The sequence below is a fragment of the Stenotrophomonas sp. pho genome (assembly GCF_006228405.1).
Taxonomy (GTDB): Bacteria; Pseudomonadota; Gammaproteobacteria; order Xanthomonadales; family Xanthomonadaceae; genus Stenotrophomonas; species Stenotrophomonas sepilia.
The window spans coordinates 3,474,621-3,500,405 of sequence record NZ_CP029759.1 but is presented as its reverse complement, the minus strand read 5'-3'; the positions used below and the strand labels follow the sequence as shown (position 1 = coordinate 3,500,405).

The following is a 25,785-nucleotide window of genomic DNA, read 5'->3' as shown; positions in this document are numbered from 1 at the left end:
GGGGCGCTCCGTGATGGCCGGTGTGGCCGTGGCGCTGCAGTGTGGATGGCCGTGCCCGGGCAGGCTGCGACCGGCGTCGCATCCGCCGTGGATTCGTAGCATTCCTAGGTGCCGGCCCCGGCGCGGGGAGGCGGACGAGGAAAGCAGTCGAGCATGGCTTGACTCTACAAAGAAGAAGGGCCCCTTTCGGGGCCCTCGCTTACTTCTTTTCCAGTCGCGCGTTGCGCTGGCCGGTGCTGGCGGACTTCTCGCCGGCGAACGGGTTCAGCTTGCGGATCATCCACGGGTACTTCGGCCACTTGCCTTCCAGCCACGGGTGGTCCGGCTGGTTCAGCTGCAGGACGCGGCGGGCGTCGTCGGCCAGGGTCTTGTTGCCCAGGTGGGTGTAGGAATCGGCCAGCACGGCCACGGCGTCGTACTGGAAGGCGCTCTGCGGGTAGGTTTCCAGCAGGTAGTTGGCGCGGCCCACGGCTGACACCCAGGCGCCGCGGCGCATGTAGTACAGCGCGTTGTCCAGCTCGTGCTGGGCGAACACGTCACGCAGCTCCAGCATGCGCTGGCGCGCATCGGCGGCGTAGCGGCTGTTCGGGTAACGATCAACCACGATGTTGAAGTCCGAGTACGCCTGGTGCGGCGTGGACAGGTCGCGGCGGCTGGCATCCAGCGACCATACGCGGCGCAGGAAAACCGTACTGCGGTTGGAGTTGGCCAGGCCGCGCAGGTAGTACAGATAGGCAATGTTGCGGTGGGTCGGGTAGGTACGGATGAAGCGGTCGATGCTGGACACCGCGTCATCGTGCTTGCCGGCCTTGTACTGCGCGTAGGCGGTTTCGATCATCGCCTGCTCGGTGTACGGACCGTACGGATACTGGGCCACCAGACGGCGGAAGCTGGCTTCGGCGCCGCTCCAGTTGCCGCCCTGCATCAGCTTGTGGCTTTTCTCGTACAGCTGTTCGACCGGCACGCCTTCATCGGGGCGATCACCCTTCTTGGCGCCGCGATGGCAGCCGGTTGCGGCGATGACCAGCACCAGCAGCAGGGCGGTGAGGCGGACGGGCGCGGAGAGCATGGCGGAGCGTCGGATCATGGGGTCGAGGCGGGACGCGGCTGGAATACGAAGGGTCGATGATAGCCTAGTGTCCTGTCCAGCGACTGAAACCGGCCGCCGGGACCCCAAAATTTCAAAGAATGCCCCCTGCCATGTCTGAACAACCCTCTGAATCGGCCCGCCAGGCCATCGTCCCCGACACCGCCGCCGGCCGCCGTTTCGACGCGGTCGTGGCCGAACTGTTCCCCGAATACTCGCGCTCGCGGTTGACCGAGTGGATCAAGGCCGGGGAGGTCCTGCTGGACGGTGCCCGGGTGCGCCCGCGCGATCCGCTGCGCGGCGGCGAGGTGGTGACCCTCAACGCGGTGCTGGAAACCCAGACCGATGCCCAGCCGGAGGACATCCCGCTGGACGTGCTGTTCGAGGACGAGCACCTGCTGGTGATCAACAAGCCGGTGGGCCTGGTGGTCCATCCGGGTGCCGGCAACCACAGCGGCACCCTGGTCAACGCGCTGCTGTTCCGCGATCCGTCGGTGGCGGTGCTGCCGCGCGCCGGCATCGTGCACCGCCTGGACAAGGACACCAGCGGCGTGATGGTGGTGGCCAAGACCTTGGAAGCGCAGACCGCGCTGGTCGAGCAGCTGGCGGCACGTGACGTGCACCGTCAGTACCTGGCCATCGTGATGGGCGCTTTGGTGGCCGGTGGTACAGCCGATGCCCCGATCGACCGCCACCCGCGCGACCGCCTGAAGATGGCGGTGCGTGAGGACGGCAAGGAGGCGGTGACCCACTACCGCCTGCGCGAGCGCTTCCGGGCACACACCGCGCTGGAGTGCCGCCTGGAAACCGGCCGTACCCACCAGATCCGCGTGCACATGGCGCACGTGCGCCATCCGATCATCGGCGACCCGCTGTATGGCGGCGCGCTGAAGCTGCCCAAGGGCGCCAGCGACGAGCTGGTGGCCGCGCTGCGCGGCTTCAAGCGCCAGGCCCTGCACGCCGAGACCCTGGAGTTCATGCACCCGATCACCGGTGAACCGGTGCGCAACACCGCGCCGGTGCCGGAGGACATGCTGCACCTGATGAAGGTGCTGCGCGAAGACAGCGAAGCCTTCGCCGCCCGCGAGCGGGACCGCTGGTGATGGCGGCCGCGCTGCCGTTGCTGCAGGCCGACTGGCCGGCGCCCGCAGGCGTCCATGCGCTGACCACGCGCCGGCACGGTGCGGGCATCTCGCCGGCGCCGTTCGCGCAGTTCAACCTGGGCAACCGGCACTCGGCCGATGGTGATACCCCAGCCAACGTTGAGCACAACCGCCAGCTGCTGCAGCAAGGGCTGGCGCTGCCGTCGGCACCGCACTGGCTGCGCCAGGTGCACAGCAGCACCGTGCTGCGCTTCGATGCACCGCCGACGCCCGGCGCGAGCGAGCCGGTGGCCGACGCGGCGGTAACCTCGGTGCCGGGCGTGGTGCTGGCGATCCTGACCGCCGACTGCCTGCCGGTGGTGTTCGCCGCCGCGGACGGCAGCGAGGTGGGCGCGGCCCATGCCGGCTGGCGGGGGCTGGCCGACGGCATGCTGGAGGCCACGGTGGCCGCCATGCAGACGTCGCCGGCGCAGCTGCGGGCCTGGTTGGGCCCGGCCGCCGGGCCGTCCGACTATGAGATCGGCGAGGAGGTCTATCACGCCTTCGTCGGCCATGATCCCGCTGCTGAGCGGGCGTTCGTCGCGACCCGTCCCGGACACTGGAAAGTGGACCTGTTCGCGCTGGCGCGGCAGCGCCTGCAGTCTGCGGGGATGGACCCGGCACAGGTGTATGGCGGCACGGTGTCGACGATGGCCGACCCGGACCTGTATTCGCATCGGCGCGATCGTCGCACCGGGCGCATGGCGACCCTGGCCTGGATCGCGCCCTGACTCCGCCGCTGTTCGCGCGCGTGCTGGGGCCGGCCTTTGCCACCTTGGCAGGACCGGTGCAGGCGCTGCATGCCGCGCCGTTGCCCTGCCGCTACGTGGGGCGGGCGCGTATCGTGAGGGGGCGGCACTGGCTGGTGCCGCTGCTGGCTGCGTTGGCGCGGTTGCCACAGGACGGTGACGCGCTGCCCACCGAGGTGGCGTTCAACCGCTACCGGCAGGGCGAGCAGTGGGCGCGGCGGTTCGGCCGCTGGCCAATGGTGTCGCGGCTGTGGGCGCACGACGGGCATCTGCGCGAGCAGCTGGGCGCGGTGCGCTTCGAGTTCGCGCTGCAGGCCCGCGACGGTGGTATCGACTGGTCGGTGCGTCGGGTCTGGGCGTTCGGGCTGCTGCCGCTGCCGACGCGTTGGTTCGGCGGTGTGCGCTGCCGTGAAGCCTGGCAGGGCGAGCGCTACACTTTCCTGGTCGATGTGACGCTGCCCTGGGCCGGAGCCCTGATCCGCTATGAAGGTTGGCTCGAACCGCAGTGACGCTGCCGCCGAGGCGGGCAGCGCGGTGGTCGTGTTCGATGGCGTGTGCGCACTGTGCAATCGCTGGGTGCGGTTCCTGCTGCGTTTCGACCGCAGGGGGCGCTACCGCTTTGCAGCGATGCAGGGGCAGAAGGGCAGCGCGATGCTGCGCGCGCACGGGCTGGATCCGCAGGACCCGATGTCGTTCCTGCTGCTGGATGCACAGGGTGCCTGGACCGACACCGATGCGATCCTGCGCGTACTTGCGGGGCTGGGCGGCGCCTGGCGCCTGGCCGGCGTGCTGCGGCTCGTGCCGCGCGGCTGGCGTGATGCGGCGTATCGCGCGCTGGCACGCAACCGCTACCGCTGGTTCGGTCGGCATGACACCTGCCATCTACCCGCACCGGAACAGGCCGCGCGGTTCCTGGATTGACGAAAAAGGGGACGGAGGGGATTAAGTCGTTTGTGCATAAACGACTTAATCCCCTCCGTCCCCTTTTTTCTTCAGCCTTCCAGCGCGTCGAGGTAGCTGCGGCGCCAGTGGTTGATGTCGTAGGTGCGCAGATGTTCCATCATCGCGTGCCAGCGTTCCTTGCGCCTGCTCAGTGACATCGTCGCTGCGGTGGCGATCGCGTCGGCCACGCCGTCGAGGTCGTGCGGGTTCACCAGCAGTGCCTGCTTCAGTTCGTCGGCGGCGCCGGCCAGCAGTGACAGCACCAGCACGCCGGGATCCTCCGGGTCCTGCGAGGCCACGTATTCCTTGGCCACCAGGTTCATGCCATCGCGCAGCGGCGTGACCAGGCCGACCGCCGCCGCTCGGTAGAAGCCGGTGAGCGTGGCATGGGTGAAGTTCTGGTTGACGTAGCGCAGTGGCGTCCAGTCCGGCTCGGCGTGGCCACCGTTGATGTGGCCGGCGATCTGTTCCAGTTGGCTGCGCAGCTGTCGGTACTCGGTGACATCGCCGCGCGAGACCGGCGCAATCTGCAGGTAGGTGAGCGAGCCGCGCTGGTCGGGGTGACGCTGCAGGTAGCGTTCGAAGCCGAGGAAGCGTTCGGGCAGGCCCTTGGAGTAATCCAGGCGATCCACGCCAATCGCCAGCTGGCGGTCCCGCAGGCTGCTGCGCAGGTTCTTCACTGCGGCCTTGGTGGCGGCGGTGCCGGCCTGGCGTGCGATCAGGTCGGTGTCGATGCCGATCGGGAAAGCCGCCGCGCGGAATCGGCGCCCACCGGGTGCTTCCAGCTCACCGTTGTCGAGCACGCGGCCACCACCGAACAGGCGCAGGTAAGTCTGGAAGCGATCGGCATCGCGCTGGGTCTGGAAGCCGACCAGGTCGTAGGCGTACAGCGCGGAGAACAACCGCAGGTGGTCGGGCATGGCCTGCAGCAGGTCGGCCGACGGCATCGGAATGTGCAGGAAGAAGCCGATGCGGCAGCCGATGCCGCGCTCGCGCAGCAGTGCGCCGAGCGGGATCAGGTGGTAGTCGTGGATCCAGACGATGTCGTCCTCGCGCAGCAATGGTGCGAGCTTGTCGGCGAACAGCGCATTGACCTTGTGGTAGGTCTCGCGGGTGCCGCGGTCGTAGTCGACCAGGTCCAGCCGGAAGTGCAGCAATGGCCACAGCGTGCGGTTGGCGAAACCATTGTAGTAGCCATCGACCTCGCGCTTGCTCAGGTCCATGGTGACGTAGTCGATGTCACCATCCTTCTGCCGGTGCAGCGTGCCGCTGCCTTCCTTTACGGTCTTGCCGCTCCAGCCGAACCACAGGCCGCCGCGCTCCTTCAGGGCGGCCAGCAGGCCGACCGCCAGGCCGCCTGCGCGGTTCTCGCCGGGCACGGCCACACGATTTGATACCACGACCAGACGACTCACGATGCCTCCTGCCAGGACCGCGACAGGCGCATCGCGGCGGTGATCAGGCCGACATGCGAATAGGTCTGCGGGAAGTTACCCCAAGCCTCGCCGGTGTCGAAGGCCAGATCCTCCGACAGCAGGCCCAGGTGATTGCGCTGCTTCAGCAGCAGCTCGAACATCTCGCGCGCCTCGTCCAGGCGCCCGATGGCGGCCAGTGCGTCGATGTACCAGAACGTGCAGATGGTGAAGCTGGTTTCTGGCTCACCGAAGTCATCCGGAGCGACATAGCGGTACAGCGAATTGCCGTGCTTGAGGTCACGGCCGATGGCTTCGACGGTGGCGATGAAGCGGGCGTCCATCGCGTCGATGAAGCCGATGTCGGCCAGCAGCAGCAGCGAGGCGTCCAGGCGATGGCCACCGAAGGTATCGGTGAAGTGGCCCAGCTCTTCGCTCCACGATTCGGCCATGATGCGCGCGTGGATGGTGTCGGCACGTGTGCGCCAGTAGTGGGCGCGGTCATCGCGCTTCAGCCGCACGGCGATCTTGCACAGGCGGTCGCAGGCGGCCCAGCACATCGCGCTGGTGTAGGTGTGTACCTCGGTGCGGCCGCGGAACTCCCACAGGCCGGCATCGGGTACGTCGTGCAGGGCGAAGGCCTGCTCGCCGAGGGGTTCGAGGCGGGCGAAGGTGTGCGCATCACCCGGGTCCTGCAGGCGCCGGTCGAAGAACAGCTGCGTGGACGCCAGCACGACGCTGCCGTAGACATCGTGCTGGCGCTGCACCCAGGCCAGATTGCCGCGTCGTACCGGGCCCATGCCGCGGTAGCCGGACAGGCTGGGGACCTCATCTTCGTCCAGCTTGGCTTCGAAGCCGATGCCGTACAGCGGCTGCAGCGTGCCGTCGGTGGTGGCCAGGTTGAAGATGTAGCCGAGGAACTGTTCCATCGTGCGCGTGGCGCCGAGGCGGTTCAGCGCCCGCACCACGAACGCCGCATCACGCAGCCAGCAGTAGCGGTAGTCCCAGTTGCGCACGCTGCCGGCGGCTTCAGGAATGGAGGTGGTCATGGCCGCGATGATCGCGCCGCTGTCCTCGTACTGGCACAGCTTCAGCGTGATCGCACTGCGGATCACCGCGTCCTGCCATTCCAGCGGAATGGACAGGTAACGCACCCATTCGCGCCAGTAATCGCGGGTACGCTGGAAGGCCTCCTGCACATAGCCGCTGATCGAACGGTTGAGCGATTCATCCACGCCCAGGATCAGGTGGATGGGATGGTTGAGCACGAACGGCAGGCCATCGCGCACGAAGCGCACCGGCACGTCGGTGGTCAGCCGCAGCACGTGTTCGGGCAGCACCCAGCGCACATGGTTGCTGCCCCAGGTGGATTCCGGAACGCGCGCGCCCCAGTCCGCCAGCGGGCGTGCGCGTACGGTGATGCGCGGGCTGCCAGCCAGCGGACGCACCTGGCGGATCAGGCTGACCGGGCGGTAGAAACGGTCGTTCTGGCGCCAGCGTGGGGCGAAGTCGAGGATTTCCAGTTCGCCGCCGTGCATGTCGCGCAGCACGGTGCGCAGGATCGCCGTGTTGGTCAGGTATTCCTGCTCGCTGCTGGCGAAGTCTTCCAGCTCGATGGCGAAGTCGCCACCGGTCTGCTGGTTGGGGCCGAGCAGCGCACAGAAGGTAGGGTCGCCGTCGAAGGTGGGCAGGCAGCTCCAGACAACGCGGGCACGTTTGTCGACCAGGGCGCCGAAGCTGCCGTTGCCGACCACGCCCAGATCAAGATCGGGTTGGGTCATCACGCGGTACATCTCGGTTGCGGCCGTGGGGGTTGGCCGGGTCAATAGGCATTCTCACGCAGCCAGGCGTGCACGCTGCGTATGTCGGGCAGCGCGAACACCGCCGCGCTGGGTTCACGTTCGCCCACCAGCACGCTCCAGCCATGCTGGCCGTTGGCGGCATCGAAACCGAACTCATCGGTCAGGTCATCGCCGAGGAACACCGGCAGGCGACCGCGGAAGGGCAGGTACTGCATCATCCGAAGCACCGCACGGCCCTTGTCGGTGCCGACGGGCACGAACTCGACCACATGGTCGCCGGGCTGCAGGCGGTAGCTGGCACGGCCCCGCACGTGGCGGTCGGCGAAGGCGCGGACGTCCCTGGCTGCATGCGGCGCGCCGCGCCAGTGCAGGGCCAGGCCGACACCCTTGTCTTCCACCAGCACGCCGGGATGGCCGTGGGCGAAGCGCATCGCCTGCTGGTGCAGTGCGTGCAGCCATTCGGCGGTGTCGTCGTCGTGTTCGTCGCGCAGTACGCGGCCATCCTGCCCACGCAGTTCATGGCCATGCAGGCCCGCAGCAGGCAGTTGCAGCGGAGCGAACAGTTGATCCAGCTGTTCGAGCGGGCGACCACTGACCAGTGCCACGGCACCTTCCAGGCGGTCGCTGATGCGGCCGATGGCTTCGCGCACATCCGGCAGCAGCTGCACGGCATCCGGGCGTGCAGCGAATTCAATCAGGGTGCCGTCGACATCAAGGAACAACGCGCAGGCGTCATCCAGCAATGGCGGCGGCGGACGCAGGGGAGCGGTTCAGCCATGACGCCCAGCTTGCCAGCGTGGGCGTGTACGTGGGGTCGAGGGCAGGCTACGGATCGGGGTAGTGCCGACCAACGGTCGGCACCCACCCAGAGCGATCACCTCCGGTGGGTGCCGACCGTTGGTCGGCACGAAGCGGAGGCTTGCATGGAACCCAGGCAGTGCGGACCAACGGTCCGCACCCACCGGGAGTGATTGGTCCAATGCAATCAGAACGTATAGCGGACGCGGCCGTAGTAGTACGCACCGTTGCTGCCGATCGGCGACAGCACGTCGTACGGCAGGTTGCCGAAGTAGTGGATATCGCTGTTGGATCGATCCGGATAGTTGTCGGTCAGGTTCTGCCCGCCGAGAGCCACGCTCCACTGCGGGGTGATGCGGTATTCGACTTCCGCATCCAGCTGCCACTCGGCCTGGTAGGTCTGGCGCGGGATGTAGCCGTCACCGAAGTTGAACACGCGGGTGGCGCTGCCATAGCGGTTCACGCGGGTGCTCAGCGACCAGTGGTCGTTGCTCCATGCGGCCGAGAAACTACCACGCGTGCGCGGCGTGGCGTCGGTCAGCGTGTTGGTCTCTTCGATGCCGAACAGCACGTAGTCCGGATTCAGCGCGCGCAGCTGGGCCGGGGTGGCCAGCACGTTCTTCAGCGTGGTCTTGGTATACGCATAGGTGCCGGTCAGCAGCAGCTGGCCATCGCCCAGCGACTGGCGCCAGTTGCTCACCAGCTCGGCGCCACGGGTGCGGGTGTCGGCGGCGTTGACGAAGAAGCTGGCGCTCTGCAGGCCGCTGACGCCGTAGTTGGCGGCCACGTAGTCGGTCAGTGCATCACCGGTGATGCTCTCCGACAGTGCAATGCGGTCATCGATGTCGATCTGGAAGAAGTCCAGCGAAAGGTCGAAATGCTCGCCGATGCGGCTGGTGAAACCGAGCGAGGTGTTCAGCGATTTCTCTGGTTTCAGGTTCTGCGCCCCCAGGCCGCGTGCGATCGGATTGTTGACTGACAGCAGGCGGCCCTGCACCAGCTGGCCACCTGCGTTGTAGCCGGTGGAGGTGGACTCGTAGCCGATCTGTGCCAGCGACGGCGCACGGAAGTTGTTGGAGATGGCGCCACGCAACGCGAACGCCGGGGTGAATTCGTAGCGCAGGCCGAGCTTGCCGGTCAGTTCACCGCCGAAATCGTCGTTGTGCTCGTAGCGCGCGGCCAGATCGGTGGAGAACTTTTCGCCGAACTGGCTGGACAGGCTGGCATAGGCGCTGGCCACATCACGCGACAGGGTGGCTGCATCCTGCGGGGTCAGGCCGCCACCGGCCTGCGAACCGGTCGGGCGGTCGGTGAACGGGCCGGCCGCGTAGCTGGCCGGGTCACCGGGGCGGGTCTGGTAGCGCTCGTAGCGCGCTTCCACACCCAGGCCCAGGGTGTGGCTGATGCTGTCGCTCTGGGTGAACACGCGGCTCAGATCGAGATTGCCCACCGTCTGTGCGTACTGGTAATCGGCGGTCTTGAAGCGGGTCGGGCTGGTCGGGCCCAGCGAGGCGTTGAGCGAATCGCGCAGGCGGTAGGTGAAGTCGTTCTGGCCATAATCCAGGCTGCCGTCGTAGCTCCACTCGCCCCACTGGCCGCGCACGCCGGCCACGGCCTGTACGTCGCGGTTCTCGCCTTCGGAGATCGGTCGGTAGCCGTTCGGATAGACCTGCTTCCAGTTGGCATCGCCATCGGGATAGCGGAAGTAGTTCGCGCCTTCGGTATCCCGCTGGTTGAAGGTACCGAACGCGTAGAACGTCGAGGTCTGGCCCACCGGGATCTCGGTGTTCAGCCACAGGTTGATGTCCTTGCTCTTGCCATCGCCCAGCACATAGTTGCGCTTGCCCTGCAGCACCAGGTTGTCCGGAGTCTGGTCCCACGGCGGAATCTGGTCGAAGCCGGCGCGGTTGGTACCGTTGCGGTGCTTGTATTCCAGGCCGACGCGCAGGAAGCCGCCGTCTTCGCCCAGCGAGGTGCCGACCTTGGCGCTGAGGTTGCCGGTCTGGCCATCGGTGAGGGTGCGGCCGATCGGCTTGAGGTCGGTGTGGTTGGCACCGTAGCTCGCCTCGATCTCGCCGCCGTCACCGCCGTTGTCGAGGATCACGTTGATCACGCCGGCCACGGCGTCCGAGCCGTACAGCGCCCCGGCGCCATCGCGCAGCACTTCAATGCGCTTGATCGCGCTGACCGGAATCGAATTGAAATCGACCGGGGTGGTGCCCTTGCCGATCTTGCTGTCGGTGTTGACCAGCGCGGTGTGGTGGCGGCGCTTGCCGTTGACCAGCACCAGCACCTGGTCCGGCGACAGGCCACGCAACTGCGCAGCGCGCACATGGTCGGCGCCACCGGAGTTGGACTGGCGCGGGAAGTTGAACGACGGCAGCAGCGCCTGCAGCGCGCTGCCCAGCTCACCGTTGACCACGCCCGCCTTGCGGATGTCCTCGGCGGTGAGCACATCCACCGGCGAGGTGGATTCGAGCACGGTGCGGTCGGCGGCACGGGTGCCGGTAACGATCACCGTATCCAGGTTGGTGGCGTCCTGGGCCAGGGCCGGGGCGGCCGCGGAGGAAAGCGCGAGGGCGATGGCGAGGCCGAGCGGCGACGCGGGCAGGCGGGCGGACATGGGGGCTCCAGCAACAACGACGACGGGGGAAGGGGAGATAGTTTCACTTACATCCATCCGGATGAAGCGATATATTATCTTCGCGTGATGACCGGTGCGGATGCAAGCCCCTGCCGGTCCGGCATGAGCTGATGCCCGGTTGGCGTCAGCACGCCGGGCCGGTGGCGCTGTACGCTGCCGGCTCGCCTTGTCCCCCTTCCCCGGAGCTGTACCGATGAAACACCTTGGCCTCGTCTTCGCCGTGCTGTTGGCCACCAGCGGCTGCGCCAGCCTCTCATCGCAGGCGCCCAGCGCCTATGCCACGGCCACTACCGCCGAACTGAAGGGCGACGCCGCGCGCCCGTCTTCCGCGCACGGCTGGGTGCGCAGCGAGCTGTACTTCGGCGTGGGCGAGGAGCAGGGCGCCGGCAACCGCCCGCAGGCCGACACCATCAGCGACGCGCAGTGGCGCACCTTCCTGGACAAGGAAGTGACCCCGCGCTTCCCGGATGGCCTGACCGTGTTCGATGCCTATGGCCAGTGGCTGTTCCGCGGCGATGCCGCGCCCAACCGCCTGCGCACCAAGGTGCTGGTGGTGCTGCATGAGGACACCCCGCAGCGCCGCGCCGATATCGAAGCGATCCGCCTGGCGTGGAAGCAGCAGACCAGGCATCAGTCGGTGCTGTGGTCGCGGCAGCCGGTCGAGGTATCGTTCTGAGTTGAAGGTGCCGCTGCGGTGCCGCAGGGAGCAATGATGAACTACAGGGAATGCCTGCTGGGCCTGGTGTTGGCCGGCACGCTGGCACCGACGGCGCACGCCGGTGGGGACGACGGCGAAACCTTGCGCTTCCAGGTGGCCGCGCACGTGCAGGCACATGCCGATCCCCTGCAGGATGGCAGCATCGCCGTGCAGCTGTCGCCGTCGGGAAAGCGCCAGACGCTGGCGGGCGCGGCGGATGCCGACGGCACTTCGCGATGGTCGCTCGAAGATGTCGATTCCGATGGTTACCCGGAACTGGTCGCACGCGCCCCGGTCGGCATGGTCAACGAAGCGGTGGCGGTGTACCGGTTCGATCCCGCCAGTGCCGGGTTCCGCGCGCTGCGGGCTGCAACCCACGGCAGGGAGAGCTGCGGCGAGCTGATGGGCCTGATGGTCGACCACCTGAGCCGCACCCTGACCAGCAGCTGCCGCAGCGGGCCGATGTGTTACGCCGACCAGTACCGGTTCGCGGGTGCGAAGCTCTACCTGTACCGCGCCGAGCGCGTGTTGATGCTGGGCGACACATTGAACGCCGCGCTGCAGTGGGAGCAGACCGACGAGCAGGGTCCGCTGGCCGTCTGGCGCACCTATGATCCCGCCGGCCGTGTGCTGGAAAGTGCCATTGCCGATGGCCTGGGCGCACCGCCGGATGGACCGTTGCGCGGCCAGCAGGCCACCGTGGTACCCGCGCGGCTGTTCCTGTTCGACCGGCCTGGTGCGTCCAGCACCAAGCGTTACCTGGTGCAGGGCGATCGCGTGGAATTGCAGGATGAACAGAACGGCTGGGTGAAGCTGCGCTATCGCAGCCCGAAGCAGGGCGCGGTGGAGGGCTGGATCAACGTCAACGATTGATTGATCTGAACTGACAGCGATCAAACGCCCGGATGTCCGGGCGACTGCTGCCTGGTGTGTTTCTCGCTTGCAGGACTGGAGTTCCCTCGGTCCCGGAAGCAATTTCGGATTTCTTGCATGGAGCCTCCGGGCACTCCGCCACATGATCGTGGTGCCGGCTGAAAAGCCAGTTTCTGCACGGGCATTCCAATGACAATGGGGATCGGCTTCCCGCCGCGACTGAAGTGGTTGCTTGAGAGAGGGAGCCTGCGGTCGGTTGTTGCGCTGACTTCGCTGATTCTTCTCCAGATTGGGTTGTTTCAGCCGGGTACTGCCTGGTCGAAGCCAATCGGGGAACAAGCGCAGCTATCGTTCGAGGTAGCGCCAGCAACACCGGTGACGGTCTCCCATCAACGTGACGGGAGCATCCAGGTCCAACTCCCCTCTGGCGCGACACAGCAGCTGCCAAGCGCTCCATCGGAGTCGCCAGAATCTGAAACAAAGCTGATGGCGTTGGATGTGGATTTTGACGGTCAGCTTGATCTGGTAGTGCAGATACCCGTTGGAATGGTGAATTTTTCAACCCTCGTCTATAAATTTGATCGGAATCTGGGCAGGTTCATGACACTGCCCGTTATCCAGAATGCGAGGCGAAGTTGCGGGGAGTTCGGCTGGATCGAACTGGATTCCGAGAATCAGGTGCTCCGTAGTAGCTGCCGAAGTGCCATCTGGCGTGTTGATGTATACCGTCCTTCCAACGGAGTTCTGTACCTTTATCGCTCCGAGCGTATGCTTGCGTTGCCCAAGTTGGACGGAGAAGTGCTGAGCTTGGAGGCGACGCGGTTTGATGGCCCGCTAGCCGTTTGGACCGGCTACTCGGCGACCGCAGAGATTGAAGAGCAGGTCATCAATGACGGACTGGCTGTGCCCGACAACGGCAGCCCGCTGGTTGCGTTGACAGCCACCGTGGTACCCGCGCGGCTGTTCCTGTTCGACCAACCCGGCGCATCCAGCACCAGGCGTTACTTGGTCCGCGGCGACCGGGTGGAACTGCTGGATGAACAGGGCGGCTGGGTGAAGCTGCGCTACCGCAACCCGAAGCAGGGCGCGGTGGTGGGCTGGATCAACGTCAACGATTGACGAGACGTCTACCCGCAGTCTGCACATTGAGGCGATGGGCAACTTGCCCACGGAGGCATCACTTCATCGGGTCTAGCCTCGGGGGTTCCCCCGTTCGAGGATGTATCCGATGAGCAAGCGCGTAGCCGAAATCGTGGTGGACGCCCTGCAGCAGGCCGGTGTCCGCCGTTGCTACGGCATCGTGGGCGATACGCTCAACCATGTGACCGATGCGATGCATGGCAGCGAGATCGCCTGGGTGCACGTGCGCCATGAAGAAGTGGCCGCATTCGCTGCCGGCGCCGATTCGCTGGTGAGCGGCGAGTTGACCGCCTGCGCGGGTTCCTGTGGTCCCGGTGGCCTGCACTTCATCAACGGCGTGTTCGAGAGCAACCGCAACCGTGCGCCGATGGTGCTGATCGCCAGCCAGGTGGTGACCAGCGAGCTGGGCATGGAATTCCCGCAGGAAGTGGATTTCAAGGCGGTCTATGGCAGCTGCACGGTGTTCTGCGAGCAGGTGCACAGCCCGGAGCAGGCGCGACGCGTGGTGGCCCTGGCCTGCCAGGCCGCGATCAGCCGCCGTGGCGTGGCGGTGGTGATCCTGCCGGCCGATATCAGCCAGGCCGAGGTGAAGCACGACGTGCCGTTCTCGGTGCATTACACCCAGCCGGTACTGCGCCCCTCCGACGCCGAGCTGCAGCGCATCGCCGAGCTGCTGGGGCAGGGCAAGCGCATCGGCATCTACGCCGGTGCCGGTTGCCAGGGCGCGCACGCGCAGCTGCTGGAGCTGGCCCGGCGCTTGCAGGCCCCGATCGCGCATACCTCGCGCGCGAAGGATTTCGTCGAGCCGGACAACCCGTACAACATGGGCATGACCGGCATCTTCGGCATCGAGTCCGGCTTCCACACGCTGATGGAGTGCGACACGCTGCTGCTGCTCGGCGCCGACTTCGCCTGGGGTCAGTTCTACCCGGACAAGGCCACCATCATCCAGGTCGACCGCGATGGCAGCCACCTTGGCCGCCGCCACCCGGTGAACCTCGGCGTGGTCGGCGATATCGCACCGACGCTGGATGCATTGCTGCCGATGCTGCCGCCGCGCGAGGACGGCAGTTTCCTGGACGAGTGCATCGAGCATCGCGACAAGGCGCTGAAGAAGCGCGAACAGGAAGAGCAGCCGGGCGAAGGCGAATTGATCCATCCGCAGCACCTGACCGCGCTGCTCTCGAAGCACGCCACCGAGGATGCACTGTTCACCGCCGACGGCGGCTCGCCGATGGTGTGGGTGCTGCGCCATATCCGCGTGAACGGCCGCCGCCGCACGCTGACCAGCCTGCTGCACGGCACGATGGCCAACGCGATGCCGCAGGCGCTGGGACTGCAGAAGGCCTTCCCCGGCCGGCAGGTGATTTCACTGTCCGGCGATGGTGGGCTGGCAATGCTGCTGGGCGACCTGTTGACCGCGGTACAGGAGAATCTGCCGATCAAGGTGGTGGTGTTCAACAACGGCTCGCTGAACTTCGTCGAGCTGGAGCAGAAGGTGGAAGGCCTTCTGGATAACTACACCGACCTGAAGAACCCGGACTTCGGCCGCCTGGCCGAAGTGATCGGCTTCCATGGCCGCACGGTCACCCGCAGCGAGGATCTGGAGGAAGCGGTGCAGGATTTCCTGGCGCAGCGCGGCCCGGCATTGCTGGATGTGCACACCAGCCGCGCCGAGCTGGTGATGCCACCACAGATCGAGGCCAAGCAGGTCGCCGGCACGGCGCTGTATGCGGCCAAGGCGGTATTGAACGGCCGCTTCGACGACGTGAAGCATCTGCTGGTGGACAACTTCCTGAAGAAGTAGGGGTGGTCGATGCAGGGCTGGGCCCTGCACCTGCGGAGGTGAAGGTCGAAGCAACAGCAACAGCAACAGCAACAGCAACAGCAACAGCTGGGTATCCGTGGGATGGCGGGGTGGGTCCGGTTGCGGGGGGCGCTGCAAGTCCCCCTCCGGGGCCCGGCCCAGCCGCTGGCGGCTGTGCGTTCGGGCGCTTGCGAAGCAATGCTTCGCAAGCAAAGCGCCCTCACCCATGTAAGCTCGGTCGCCGCATCCATGCGGCTCACGCCCCCGCAACCGGACCCACCCCGGCTTAGACAGATCATCGCGATCTGCCGGTAGATCCACGCCATGCGTGGATAGCGTGGAAATGATCGAATTGTTCTTGTGGAGCCGAACCGTGCTCGGCTCAGAAGCTTCGCGTACAGCAGCCGAGCATGCGCTCGGCGCTACAACGAGAGCCTGCCTTTGCTTTTGATCTTTTGATTCTCTTCCGTGGCTGGCACGCGCAGGAAATTGTCAGGGGCCGGTCGGGATGGGCTGCGCAGGACCGTTGGCGCCATGGATGGCGCCATCGAGCCCCCAGGGATGGGTTTACGGCGTGTCCTGCGCAGCCCATCCCGACCGGCCCAACTGGCAATGCCAGTCGACTAACAGTCGGCTCTACCCGCGCCCAGCCACGAGGGGCCCCGCCGTTGGCTGGAACCCATCATTCCACGACGGAATTGGCGCCCAGGCGCCGCTGGGCCTACCATCGGCGGTCCCCACCCCCACCGCCCCTTCCATGTCCGCTCCCGCTTCCGCCGCACCGCGTCGCTGGTTCGTCGCCGGCGACTTCAACGGCTTCTTCGGCCTGGTCGTCGACAACCTTTCCATCCTCGGCTTCATCGCCATGGCCCTGGTCGGGATCTTCCAGTTCCCCGCCGACGTGGTGTTCGGCCGCATGTTCCCAGGCACGGCCTTCGGCGTGCTGATAGGCAACCTGCTGTACACCCTGATGGCACGCCGGCTGGCCGCGCGCAGCGGCCGTGACGACGTCACCGCCATGCCGCTCGGCCTGGATGCCCCCACCAGCATCGGCATGGCCCTGCTGGTGCTTGGCCCGGCCTTCATCGCGTTCAAGCAGCAGGGCATGGACCCGCACGCGGCGGGCATCGCCACCTGGCAGCTGGGCATGGCGGCGCTGGTCATCATGGGCGTGCTCAAGTTCGTGCTGTCGTTCTTCGGTGAAGCAGTCACCCGTGCGCTGCCGCGTGCCGCGCTGCTGGGTTCCATCGCCGGCATCGCGCTGGTGCTGATGGGCCTGTTGCCGCTGCTGGAGACGCTGCGCTCGCCGCTGGTCGGCTTCACCACGCTGGGCCTGCTGCTGTATGTGCTGATCGCCAAGGGCAAGCTGCCGGTGCGAGGCCCGGGCGTGCTGCTGGCCTTCGTGTTCGGCACCGCGCTGTACTACGGCCTGGGCCTGGCCGGGCTGGGCGCCCCCGGCTTCCATGTACCGGAGTGGGTGCCGCCGCAGGTGGTGCTGCCGCTGCCGACACTGGGCTTCCTCGACGGCCTGCCCACCGCGATGACCTACCTGCCGCTGCTGCTGCCGTTCGGCCTGCTGATGGTGGTCGGCGGCATCAATGTTTCTGAAAGCGCGCGTGCGGCCGGCGATGACTACCGCACCCGCGACATCCTGCTGGTGGAAGCGGTGGCTACGCTGGTGGCAGGCGTCTGTGGCGGCGTGGCGCAGACCACGCCGTACATCGGCCAGCCTGCGTACAAGCACATGGGCGCGCGCAGCGGCTATACGCTGCTGACTGGCCTGTTCGTCGGCATCGGCGGCATGCTTGGCATCATCTCCGGGCTGGTGCAGTGGCTGCCGCTGGCGGTGCTGGCACCGATCATCGTGTACGTGGCCATCGACATCACCACCCAGGCCTTCCAGGCCACGCCGCGCCACCATACCGGCGCGATGGTGTTCGGTTTCCTGCCGTCGGTGGCCTACCTGCTGGCGATCAAGGCACCCGGCTGGATCACACCGGGTCAGCTGCCCCAGCTGCTGACCAAGCTCGACGGCCACGGCCTGCCGGAGCTGGCGGTGATCTTCACCCTCGGCAACGGCTTCATCATCACCTCGATGCTGTGGATTTCGGCGGTGGCGGCGATGGTCGATGGCCGCCTGCGCCGTGCCTGCGGCTTCCTGCTGGTGGCGGCGGTGCTGACCCTGTTCGGGCTGATCCACTCGGTGGATCCGCGCGGCGGCATCTACCTGCCGTGGGAGCTGGAAGGATTGGCGCGCATCATCAGTTTGCAGTTTGCCGGTGCCTACGTGGCCCTGGCGGTGCTGCTGGGCTTGCTGTCGCTGCAGAAGCAGCCGGTGAAGCCGCTGGGTGGGAACAGCTGATCCCACGGTAGTGCCGGCCGTTGGCCGGCATGCTCATGGGTATCCAAGGGCCGGCGCATTGCCGGCCCTTCTGCTTCTGCCGCCTTGTAGAGGCGAGCCTGCGCTCGGCTGCTCTGAGCCGAGCATGGCTCGGCTCTACAGGGGCGTGTTGCAGGCGGCGAATGCTTACAGCGCGCTCTGCCGGCCAGCGGCCGGCACTACCGCTCGGCGTCCAGCTCCGGGTAATGGCGGAAGATGCCATTCGTGTTGAATGCCAGCCGCCGTTCCGAGCCCAGGTAGGCGGCGATGTTCGGCCGCTTCGCCACCCGCTCCTGCAGCGCGCGCAGCAGGGGCACGGCGGGCGCCAGTGCCTGCATGCGGCGCGGGAACATGTAGTCCAGACCACTCAGCAGCTGGAACAGCGACAGGTCCACATACGAATGCTCGCGCAGTGCATGGCGGCCACCGTTGGCGGCGAGCACCCGTTCGAAGTAGCCCAGGAACTTCGGCAGGCGCTCGCTGCGCAGCGACGCGGCACGTGCCTTGGCCTCGGTCTTCTGCTCTTCGTAGTATTTTGATGCGGCGATCGGATGGTGAGTGTCATGCACCTCGGCCACCAGGTCAGCGATGGTCAACTGCAGTTGCAACGCCTGCATCCGCCGCGATGCGGCCTGCGGCACCAGATCCAGCGTCGGGCCGAGGAAGTCCAGGATGGCGGCGACCTGCGCAATGACCTGGCGACCGGCCTTCAGGAACGGCGGCGCGAAGGGCTGTGCCCCGTCACTGCTGCCGTCGAGAAACGGTTGCATCACCGCATCACCGTGCACCCGCGCCATGTCGATGTAGTCGGCGCCGGCATCTTCCAGCGCCAGGCGCACGAACTCGCCACGGCCCTGGATACCGGTCCAGTAGTACAGCGCATACTGCATGGCAGTGTCTCCGCAGGACAAGGCCCACAGCCTCGCGCGCGGCACGCAAAGCAGGCGTGAGCGCGGCTTTGGCGTGGGCCGAAGCCGAACGGCAGCGGAACAGGCAGGGAACCGGCTGGAACCGGTGGGGTCACACCTTCTCCATGCGTGTGAAACGAGGTGCTGCATCATGCAGAGTGGAAAGGCGGTATGGCCCTGGGTGCTGGGTGTGGTGGTGATCGGCGGCGCGGGCGGTTGGTTGTTCCGCGATCAGCTGAGGCACCTGGCAGACGGTGCTTCGGTGCCGGTGCACTCAACCCCCGCCAGCACCAGCGCACCGCCGCAACCGCAGGCGGCCGCGGACCCCGCGCCAGCACCGCCGCCGATCAGGCATCCGCTGGACACCGAGGCCGCCGCTGACCCGGCGCTGCCCAAGTTGGCCGACAGTGATGCGGCTGCCTGGGGCGCATTGAGCCAGCTGTTCCAGGGCGAGGGCCCGATGACCCTGCTGCTGCGCGATCACCTGATCCAGCGCCTGGTCACCCAGGTCGACAACCTGGACAAACCAAGCGTGCCGCCGACGGCGCTGGCCGCACGGCCGCTGCCGGGCAACCTGCAGGTCGAGCCTGGCGAGGGCGGGGAACGCATCGCGGCAAGCAACTCGGCGCGTTACGCGCCCTATGTGCAGGCCTTCACTGCGCTGGATCCAGCGGCAACGGCTACGGCGTACAAGCGCTTCTATCCGTTGATCCAGCAGGCCTACGTCGACCTGGGCCGGCCCGAGGGCTACTTCAACGACCGTCTGGTGGCGGTGATCGACCATCTGCTGGAGACCCCGGAACTGGTGCAGGCGCCATTGGTGCAGCGTGATGAGCGCGGTCGCTACCGCTTCGTCGATTCCACCCTGCAGTCGCGCTCGATAGGCCAGAAGGCGCTGTTGCGCATGGACGCCGCGCAGGCGCGGGCGGTCAAGCAGCAGCTGCGGGCGATCCGCAGCGCGATCACCGGCTGAGTCCGCTCACCGCGCCGAACTGATCGGGATCAACGCGCCGACCACACCCGTTCCGGCATGCTGGCCGCAGGCTGACTGGCCTCGGGGTGCAGTCGCAGCCACCCTTGAAACGGGGTGGGGCAACCGCATCTTCCCAGCATCGCCGGCGCGGGCCGGCCCTGATGACCGATGAGGATTCGCAATGCGGATGGACAAGCTCACCTCGCGTTTCCAGCAGGCGCTGGCAGACGCACAGTCGCTGGCCGTGGGCCGCGACAACAGCATCATCGAACCGGTTCACCTGTTCAGCGCGCTGCTTGACCAGCAGGGCGGCAGCACGCGCCCGCTGCTGGCCCAGGCCGGGGTGAACGTGCCGGTGCTGCGCGAGCGCCTGACCGAGGCGCTGGATGCACTGCCGAAGGTGTCCGGCCAGGCCGGCAACGTCTCGATGGGCAATGACCTGGGGCGCCTGCTGAACCAGACCGACAAGCTGGCCCAGCAGCACGGCGATGCCTTCATTGCCAGCGAGTGGTTCGTGCTCGCGGCGCTGGAAGACGGCGGCACGCTGGGCATGGCGCTGCGCGCCGCCGGTGCCGACAAGACCCGCCTGCAGGCGGCTATCGACAAGCTGCGCGGCGGCGAGAACGTGCAGTCGGAGAACGCCGAGGAGCAGCGGCAGGCGCTGGAGAAGTACACCATCGACCTGACCGCGCGCGCCGAGAGCGGCAAGCTCGACCCGGTGATCGGCCGTGACGAGGAAATCCGCCGCACCATCCAGGTGCTGCAGCGCCGGACCAAGAACAACCCGGTGCTCATCGGCGAGCCCGGCGTGGGCAAGACCGCGATCGTGGAAGGGCTCGCCCAGCGCATCATCAATGACGAAGTGCCCGAAGGCCTGCGCGGCAAGCGTGTGCTGTCGCTGGACATGGGCGCGCTGATCGCCGGCGCCAAGTTCCGCGGTGAATTCGAGGAGCGCCTGAAGGGCGTGCTCAACGACCTGGCCAAGAACGAAGGACAGATCATCCTGTTCATCGACGAGCTGCACACCATGGTCGGCGCCGGCAAGGCTGATGGCGCGATGGATGCCGGCAACATGCTGAAGCCCGCCCTGGCGCGTGGCGAGCTGCACTGCATCGGCGCGACCACGCTGGATGAGTACCGCAAATACATCGAGAAGGACGCCGCGCTGGAGCGCCGCTTCCAGAAGGTGTTCGTCGGCGAACCCACGGTGGAGGACACCATCGCGATCCTGCGCGGGCTGAAGGAAAAGTACGCCGTGCACCACGGTGTGGAAATCACCGACCCGGCCATCGTGGCTGCCGCCACGCTGTCCAACCGCTACATCACCGACCGCCAGCTGCCGGACAAGGCCATCGACCTGATGGACGAAGCCGCCTCGCGACTGCGCATGGAGATCGATTCCAAGCCGGAGGAGCTGGATCGCCTGGAACGCCGGGTAATCCAGCTGAAGATCCAGCGCGAGATGCTGAAGAAGGAAAAGGACGAAGCCTCGCGGCAGCGCCTGGCCGATCTCGAAAAGGACATCGATGCGCTGGAGCGCGAGTTCTCCGATCTCAATGAAATCTGGAAGTCGGAGAAGGCGGCGCTGCAGGGCGCCACCAAGATCAAGGAACAGGTCGAGCAGGCCAAGCTGGAGCTGGAAGCTGCGCAGCGCCGCCAGGATTTCGCCAAGATGAGCGAAATCCAGTACGGCCTGTTGCCGCAACTGGAAAAGCAGCTGGCCGCCGCGCAGGAAGCCGAGCACAAGGACTTCAAGCTGGTACAGGACCGCGTGACCGATGAGGAGATCGCCGAGGTCGTTTCGCGCTGGACCGGCATCCCGGTCAACAAGATGCTCGAAGGCGAGCGCGACAAGCTGCTGCGCATGGAAGAAGTGCTGCACAACCGTGTGGTCGGCCAGGAAGAGGCGATCAAGGTCGTCTCCGATGCGGTACGCCGCTCGCGTGCCGGCCTGTCCGATCCGAATCGTCCGGCCGGCTCGTTCCTGTTCCTCGGCCCGACCGGCGTCGGCAAGACCGAGCTGTGCAAGTCGCTGGCCGAGTTCCTGTTCGACAGTGCCGACGCGATGATCCGCATCGACATGAGCGAGTTCATGGAAAAGCACAGCGTCGCCCGCCTGATCGGTGCGCCCCCGGGCTACGTCGGCTACGAGGAAGGCGGTTACCTGACCGAGGCCGTGCGTCGTCGCCCGTATTCGCTGATCCTGCTCGATGAGGTGGAGAAGGCGCATCCGGATGTGTTCAACATCCTGCTGCAGGTGCTGGACGATGGCCGCCTGACCGACGGCCAGGGCCGCACTGTGGACTTCCGCAACACCGTCATCGTGATGACCTCGAACCTGGGCTCGCATCAGATCCAGGACATGAGCAGCGACGACAGCCCGGAGGCCTACACGCAGATGAAGGCAGCAGTGATGGGCGTGGTGCAGGCGCACTTCCGTCCGGAGTTCATCAACCGCCTGGATGACATCGTCGTGTTCCACCCGCTGGACAAGCAGCAGATCAAGCAGATCGCACGCATCCAGATGCGCGGGCTGGAGAAGCGCCTGGCCGAGCGCGGTTTGAAGCTGGCGGTCTCCGATGCGGCATTCGATCTGCTCGGCAACGTCGGCTTCGACCCGGTGTATGGCGCGCGCCCGCTGAAGCGCGCGATCCAGTCGCAGCTGGAGAATCCGCTGGCGCAGCAGATCCTGTCCGGTGCCTTCGTCAACGGTGACACCATCGAAGTCGGCAACGACGGGGGACGCCTGGTCTTCGCCAAGGCTTGAACCGGTGGCGCGCCTGCCCTGGCTGGCGCGCCACCAAAGCCCTGGCAAGGCACAATGATCCCGTTTCACTTTCGCAAGGACGAGGAGAACCGCATGGACGTTACCCGAAGGGTTTCACTCTGCATGGCGCTGGCGCTGGCGCTGGCGCTCGCTGCTGTTTCTGGACACGCTGCAGCCGTCGAACAGGTCCAGCTGCCGCCGATGAAGGGTTACCAGCAGGCCCACCAGAGCACCGACGCACAAGGCAACCGCATCACCGAGTACGTGCCGCAGGGCCAGACCGTGCAGGACTGGACCGACATGGTCACTGTCAATGATGCGCCGAACAGTGGCCATGTGAGTCCGCGCGAGTTCCTCGGCATCATCGAGGCGGGGTGGCGCATGGCCTGTCCGGCAGCGCAGAGCCACTGGATCCGCGAAGGCGAGGAGGGCGGACGGCCATTCGCGCTGCTGATGCTCAGTTGCCCGCTGAACCCCGGCACCGGCAAACCGGAGTTCACCTGGATCAAGGGCATGCAGGGCAGGCAGGGCTTCCACACCGTGCAGAAGTCGTTCCGCGCCGAGCCGGAGAAGGACGACGTCGTGCAGTGGATCGGCTGGCTGCGCGAGGTCGGCTTGTGCGGCAGCGGCGCCGCACAAGCCTGCCACTGATCGCAGCGAAAGAGGGCGCCCCGCGGCGCCCTTCATGCATCAGAAGCGGTGCGTATAGCCGCTCATCACGCCGAACTGATTGGCCTTCTGCACGATCGGGCTGTCGGCGGCATCGCCGAGCAGGCGCGTGCCTTCGGCCGAGATGTACCAGTTGCCATTACGGCCCACGCGGTGGCTCCACTTCAGGCCGACACCGGCGCTGACCAGGCCCGCCTTCGGTTTGTGCTCGGCAAAGCCGGTGCGCGCGGCCTGTTCCGGACTGACGCCGTACCAGGTCTGCATGTAGCCACGGTTGCCGTAGTCGGTGGAGACGCTGCCGCTGACCACGCCACCGGCCAGGTCGAACAGCGGCATGCTCAGGTTCAGGTGGATCTGCTGGGTAGCCAGTCCGTTCTCAGCCTTGTCCTCGTCCTTGCGGGTGAACTGCCAGGAGCCGCTCAGCACGGCCTCGCCCAGCGTATATCCAGCCGAGACACCGACCAGGGGACGGGTATCGATATCGCCCATGCCGCGCAGGAAGTCCGAACCGCCGAGCAGCGAATCCTTGTCCCTGCGGATACCGCTGGCACCGACATAGGCGCGCACGCGGGTGTGCTCGCCGAGGGTCGTGCCCCAGCCGATGCCACTGGTGCCCAGAAACCAGCCCCCCGGCGAGGTGACATCGAAGGACAGCGAAGGCGTCGCACGGTACTCCTCGCTGCCGCTGTAGCGCGGCGCCACGCCACCGCCGGCGGCGAGCTCGAAGGTCCAGTGGTCATCCTTGGCGTGGGCGATCGGGGCGGCGAACAGCGGCAACAGGGCCAGGTGGAGCAGGGCGGGGGAACGGCGAAGCTGGGACATGGAAACTCTCGACAATGGGAGGAAAGCAGCGCGCGCATCCGGCGAGTGCTGCAGGGTCGCTAGCGTGGCGATACGCCGGCGACCGATCCGTCCGCAGTTGTGCGGGAGTTGTAATCAACTGTAATTGCGCCCGTGGGCGTTCAGCTGGCAGCCAGCGGCCAGTGCATTTCCAGGCGTGCGCCGCCGAGGGCGGCGCGACCGATGCGCAGTTCGCCGTGGTGGCGTGCGGCAATGCGGCCGACGATCGCCAGGCCCAGGCCGAAGCCGCCGGTGTCGCGGCTGCGGCTGTCATCCAGGCGGGTGAACGGGCGGACCACCTTTTCGCGGTCAGCCTCGGCGATGCCGGGGCCGTCGTCGTCCACGCGCAGGCAGGCGCGCCCGCCCACACTCACCAGCGACACGTCCACCTGCGAGCGCGCGTGGCGCAGGGCATTGCCGACCAGATTGCTCAGCGCCAGCTGCAGCAGGCGCGGTTCCGCTTCCAGCCGAGGCAGGGCGCTGGGCTGCACGCGCAGCACCAGGCCGGCACGTTCGGCATCGCGGCGGGCATCGGCCAGGCAGGCCTGCAGCCAGTCGTTGGCTTCGATCCGCTGCATCGGTTCGCCCTCGCTGGGATGCTCCAGCCGTTCGTAGGCCAGCAGTTCGCTGACCAGCCGGTTGAGCTCGGCCAGGTCGCCATGCAGGCCCTGCGCCAGTCGTTCGCGGCGCTCGCGGTCATCGCTGTCCTGCATCAGGTCCAGGCCGAAGGCCACGCGCGCGATCGGCGTACGCAGTTCGTGGGAGATCGCATGGGTCAGGTCGCGCTGGCGCTGTACCAGTTCGGCCACGCGCGCGGCCATGCGGTTGGAATGGTCGACGATGACCCGGATCTGCGAGCGTGGCGAGACCTGCGCGCGTGCCTGCAGATCGCCGGCGCCGATGCGGTCGGCATGCACGCGCAGGGCATCCAGATCGCGCCAGAGCAGGCGTACCCAGGCGTACAGGCTGGCGCCGACCAGCAGCAGGATGCTGAGGTAGGCCGCGATGGTCATGTACGTGGTCATCTGCACCGCGCCAGGCACGCGCAGGTGCAACCAGCGACCATCGATGCCTTCGATGGGCAGCAGGACCTGCTGGTACTGATCGCGCACGATGAAGCCATCGGCCTGCACGGCTGCCTGTTCCTGCGGGGTCAGCGCGGGAGGCTTGTCGAGCAGGGTCAATGCGATGCCATAGTGCGGTTGCCACTGCTGCAGGCGCTCACGCTGCTGGCTACCGTCCAGGCCGGCCAGGCCGCTGCGCAGGGCGTACACCTGCCCGCGCACCTGCTGGACGAAAACGCGATCCTGCACGGGCGTATAGATGCTGTCGAGCACCCGGTTGAGAAAGAACACCGAGGCCAGGAAACAGGCGCCGGTGATGAACCACAGCCACAGGAACAGCCGCTTCATGCCGTCCAGGCCGACGGATTGAACTGGTAGCCGCGGCCCCACACGGTCTTGATCCGCCGCGGCTCGCGCGCATCGTCGCCGAGCTTGCGACGCAGCTTGCCGATGCAGACGTCAACGCTGCGGTCCAGGCCGTCGAAGCCGATACCGCGCACCGCCTGCAGGATCTGGTCACGGGACAGGATCTGCCCCGGCTGGCTGGCCAGCAGCCACAGGATCTCGAATTCGGTGGTGCCCACGTCCACCGTGGCACCGTGCAGGTGTACCTCACGCTGCATGCGGTCGATCAGCAGTTCACCGTGCATCAGCCGGCTGGGCGTGCCGGTGTTGCTGCTGCCGTGGCGGCGGCGCAGCAGGGCGCGCAGCCGGGCCAGAAGCAGGCGTGGTTCGATGGGCTTGTGCACATAGTCGTCGGCGCCCGATTCCAGGCCCAGCACCTGTTCGATGTCGTCCTCGCAGGCGGTCAGCATCAGGATCGGCACATCGGAGAAGCTGCGGATCTGGCGGCACACGTCGATGCCGCCCAGGCCGGGCAGCATCAGGTCCAGCACCACCAGCTCCGGCGCGTGCTGGCGGCAGGCCGCGCCGGCCAGGTCGCCGCGTGCGATGTGCTGCACGGCGAAGCCATGCTGGTGGAGGTAGTCGCTCACCAGTTCGGCCAGGCGACGGTCGTCCTCTACCAGCATGACCGACGTAGGCGAACTGCTGGTGGTGGGATGCCAGGGCGATGGCTGCATGGGTGGGGC

Annotated in this window: 21 protein-coding genes; 12 read left to right on the top strand and 9 right to left on the bottom strand. The window is 66.9% G+C overall.

Annotated features, from left to right (window positions below):
- Positions 1–199 precede the first annotated feature (199 nt).
- On the bottom strand, positions 200–1,087 hold the full coding sequence (locus DL544_RS16380; protein WP_032960726.1) for an outer membrane protein assembly factor BamD: 888 nt from the start codon (positions 1,085–1,087) through the stop codon (positions 200–202).
- A 113-nt stretch (positions 1,088–1,200) separates the two neighbouring features.
- Here DL544_RS16380 and rluD point away from each other — a divergent pair, with 113 nt between their 5' ends.
- From rluD to DL544_RS16360, 4 genes are read left to right on the top strand one after another with little or no spacing between them, the layout of a single operon-like run.
- Positions 1,201–2,190, top strand: a complete 990-nt coding sequence (gene rluD / locus DL544_RS16375; RefSeq protein WP_081275742.1) for a 23S rRNA pseudouridine(1911/1915/1917) synthase RluD — start codon at positions 1,201–1,203, stop codon at positions 2,188–2,190.
- Positions 2,190–2,960 (top strand): peptidoglycan editing factor PgeF, encoded by a 771-nt coding sequence (pgeF, locus tag DL544_RS16370; RefSeq protein WP_139727557.1) that lies wholly within the window; start codon positions 2,190–2,192, stop codon positions 2,958–2,960. The genes rluD and pgeF overlap by 1 nt, the downstream gene beginning before the upstream one ends.
- Before the next feature lie 20 nt (positions 2,961–2,980).
- Positions 2,981–3,487 (top strand): DUF4166 domain-containing protein, encoded by a 507-nt coding sequence (locus DL544_RS16365; protein WP_065178922.1) that lies wholly within the window; start codon positions 2,981–2,983, stop codon positions 3,485–3,487.
- On the top strand, positions 3,462–3,899 hold the full coding sequence (locus DL544_RS16360) for a thiol-disulfide oxidoreductase DCC family protein (protein ID WP_005418590.1): 438 nt from the start codon (positions 3,462–3,464) through the stop codon (positions 3,897–3,899). Before DL544_RS16365 ends, DL544_RS16360 begins: the two co-directional genes overlap by 26 nt.
- A gap of 71 nt (positions 3,900–3,970) precedes the next feature.
- Here DL544_RS16360 and otsA read toward each other — a convergent pair whose 3' ends face one another.
- The 4 genes from otsA to DL544_RS16340 all read right to left on the bottom strand — a co-directional run bounded on the left by otsA (position 3,971) and on the right by DL544_RS16340 (position 10,555).
- On the bottom strand, positions 3,971–5,335 hold the full coding sequence (otsA, locus tag DL544_RS16355; RefSeq protein ID WP_065178921.1) for an alpha,alpha-trehalose-phosphate synthase (UDP-forming): 1,365 nt from the start codon (positions 5,333–5,335) through the stop codon (positions 3,971–3,973).
- Positions 5,332–7,113, bottom strand: coding sequence for a glycoside hydrolase family 15 protein (locus tag DL544_RS16350; RefSeq protein ID WP_139727555.1), 1,782 nt, complete (start codon positions 7,111–7,113; stop codon positions 5,332–5,334). The genes otsA and DL544_RS16350 overlap by 4 nt, the downstream gene beginning before the upstream one ends.
- A 41-nt stretch (positions 7,114–7,154) precedes the next feature.
- Positions 7,155–7,895, bottom strand: a complete 741-nt coding sequence (gene otsB, locus DL544_RS16345) for a trehalose-phosphatase (protein ID WP_139727553.1) — start codon at positions 7,893–7,895, stop codon at positions 7,155–7,157.
- A gap of 224 nt (positions 7,896–8,119) precedes the next feature.
- Positions 8,120–10,555 carry a TonB-dependent receptor plug domain-containing protein gene (locus DL544_RS16340; protein WP_139727551.1) on the bottom strand — a complete coding sequence of 812 codons (2,436 nt, stop codon included), beginning with the start codon at positions 10,553–10,555 and terminating at the stop codon, positions 8,120–8,122.
- A gap of 214 nt (positions 10,556–10,769) precedes the next feature.
- Between DL544_RS16340 and DL544_RS16335 the strand changes: the two genes are divergently transcribed.
- From DL544_RS16335 to DL544_RS16315, 5 genes are all read left to right on the top strand, one after another.
- A complete protein-coding gene (locus DL544_RS16335) occupies positions 10,770–11,252 on the top strand; it encodes a DUF3574 domain-containing protein (RefSeq protein ID WP_021202058.1) in 483 nt (160 codons plus the stop codon).
- Between the two features lie 36 nt (positions 11,253–11,288).
- Positions 11,289–12,146, top strand: coding sequence for an SH3 domain-containing protein (locus DL544_RS16330; RefSeq protein WP_139727549.1), 858 nt, complete (start codon positions 11,289–11,291; stop codon positions 12,144–12,146).
- Positions 12,147–12,335: 189 nt separating this feature from the next.
- Positions 12,336–13,265 (top strand): SH3 domain-containing protein, encoded by a 930-nt coding sequence (locus tag DL544_RS16325; RefSeq protein ID WP_134955699.1) that lies wholly within the window; start codon positions 12,336–12,338, stop codon positions 13,263–13,265.
- Between the two features lie 109 nt (positions 13,266–13,374).
- A complete protein-coding gene (locus tag DL544_RS16320) occupies positions 13,375–15,093 on the top strand; it encodes a thiamine pyrophosphate-dependent enzyme (protein WP_065185255.1) in 1,719 nt (572 codons plus the stop codon).
- 757 nt (positions 15,094–15,850) lie between these two features.
- Positions 15,851–17,455, top strand: a complete 1,605-nt coding sequence (locus DL544_RS16315; protein WP_139727544.1) for a SulP family inorganic anion transporter — start codon at positions 15,851–15,853, stop codon at positions 17,453–17,455.
- A gap of 197 nt (positions 17,456–17,652) precedes the next feature.
- On the opposite strand, the gene DL544_RS16310 is transcribed toward DL544_RS16315, so the two are convergent.
- On the bottom strand, positions 17,653–18,363 hold the full coding sequence (locus DL544_RS16310) for a glutathione S-transferase (protein WP_065196686.1): 711 nt from the start codon (positions 18,361–18,363) through the stop codon (positions 17,653–17,655).
- 169 nt (positions 18,364–18,532) lie between these two features.
- Between DL544_RS16310 and DL544_RS16305 the strand changes: the two genes are divergently transcribed.
- From DL544_RS16305 to DL544_RS16295, 3 genes are all read left to right on the top strand, one after another.
- Positions 18,533–19,354, top strand: a complete 822-nt coding sequence (locus tag DL544_RS16305) for a DUF3014 domain-containing protein (RefSeq protein ID WP_139727542.1) — start codon at positions 18,533–18,535, stop codon at positions 19,352–19,354.
- 181 nt (positions 19,355–19,535) lie between these two features.
- On the top strand, positions 19,536–22,121 hold the full coding sequence (gene clpB, locus DL544_RS16300; protein WP_005418568.1) for an ATP-dependent chaperone ClpB: 2,586 nt from the start codon (positions 19,536–19,538) through the stop codon (positions 22,119–22,121).
- 93 nt (positions 22,122–22,214) lie between these two features.
- Complete coding sequence (locus DL544_RS16295; protein WP_235646283.1) at positions 22,215–22,772, top strand: hypothetical protein; 558 nt, start codon at positions 22,215–22,217, stop codon at positions 22,770–22,772.
- A gap of 39 nt (positions 22,773–22,811) precedes the next feature.
- Here the strand turns inward: DL544_RS16295 and DL544_RS16290 are convergent, their stop codons facing one another.
- The 3 genes from DL544_RS16290 to DL544_RS16280 form a co-directional block, all read right to left on the bottom strand.
- On the bottom strand, positions 22,812–23,612 hold the full coding sequence (locus DL544_RS16290; RefSeq protein ID WP_069139331.1) for a MipA/OmpV family protein: 801 nt from the start codon (positions 23,610–23,612) through the stop codon (positions 22,812–22,814).
- A 140-nt stretch (positions 23,613–23,752) separates the two neighbouring features.
- Positions 23,753–25,042: an ATP-binding protein gene (locus DL544_RS16285; RefSeq protein WP_065178912.1), complete on the bottom strand. Its 1,290-nt coding sequence runs from the start codon at positions 25,040–25,042 to the stop codon at positions 23,753–23,755.
- Positions 25,039–25,776, bottom strand: coding sequence for a winged helix-turn-helix domain-containing protein (locus tag DL544_RS16280; protein WP_005418539.1), 738 nt, complete (start codon positions 25,774–25,776; stop codon positions 25,039–25,041). Before DL544_RS16280 ends, DL544_RS16285 begins: the two co-directional genes overlap by 4 nt.
- Positions 25,777–25,785 lie beyond the last annotated feature (9 nt).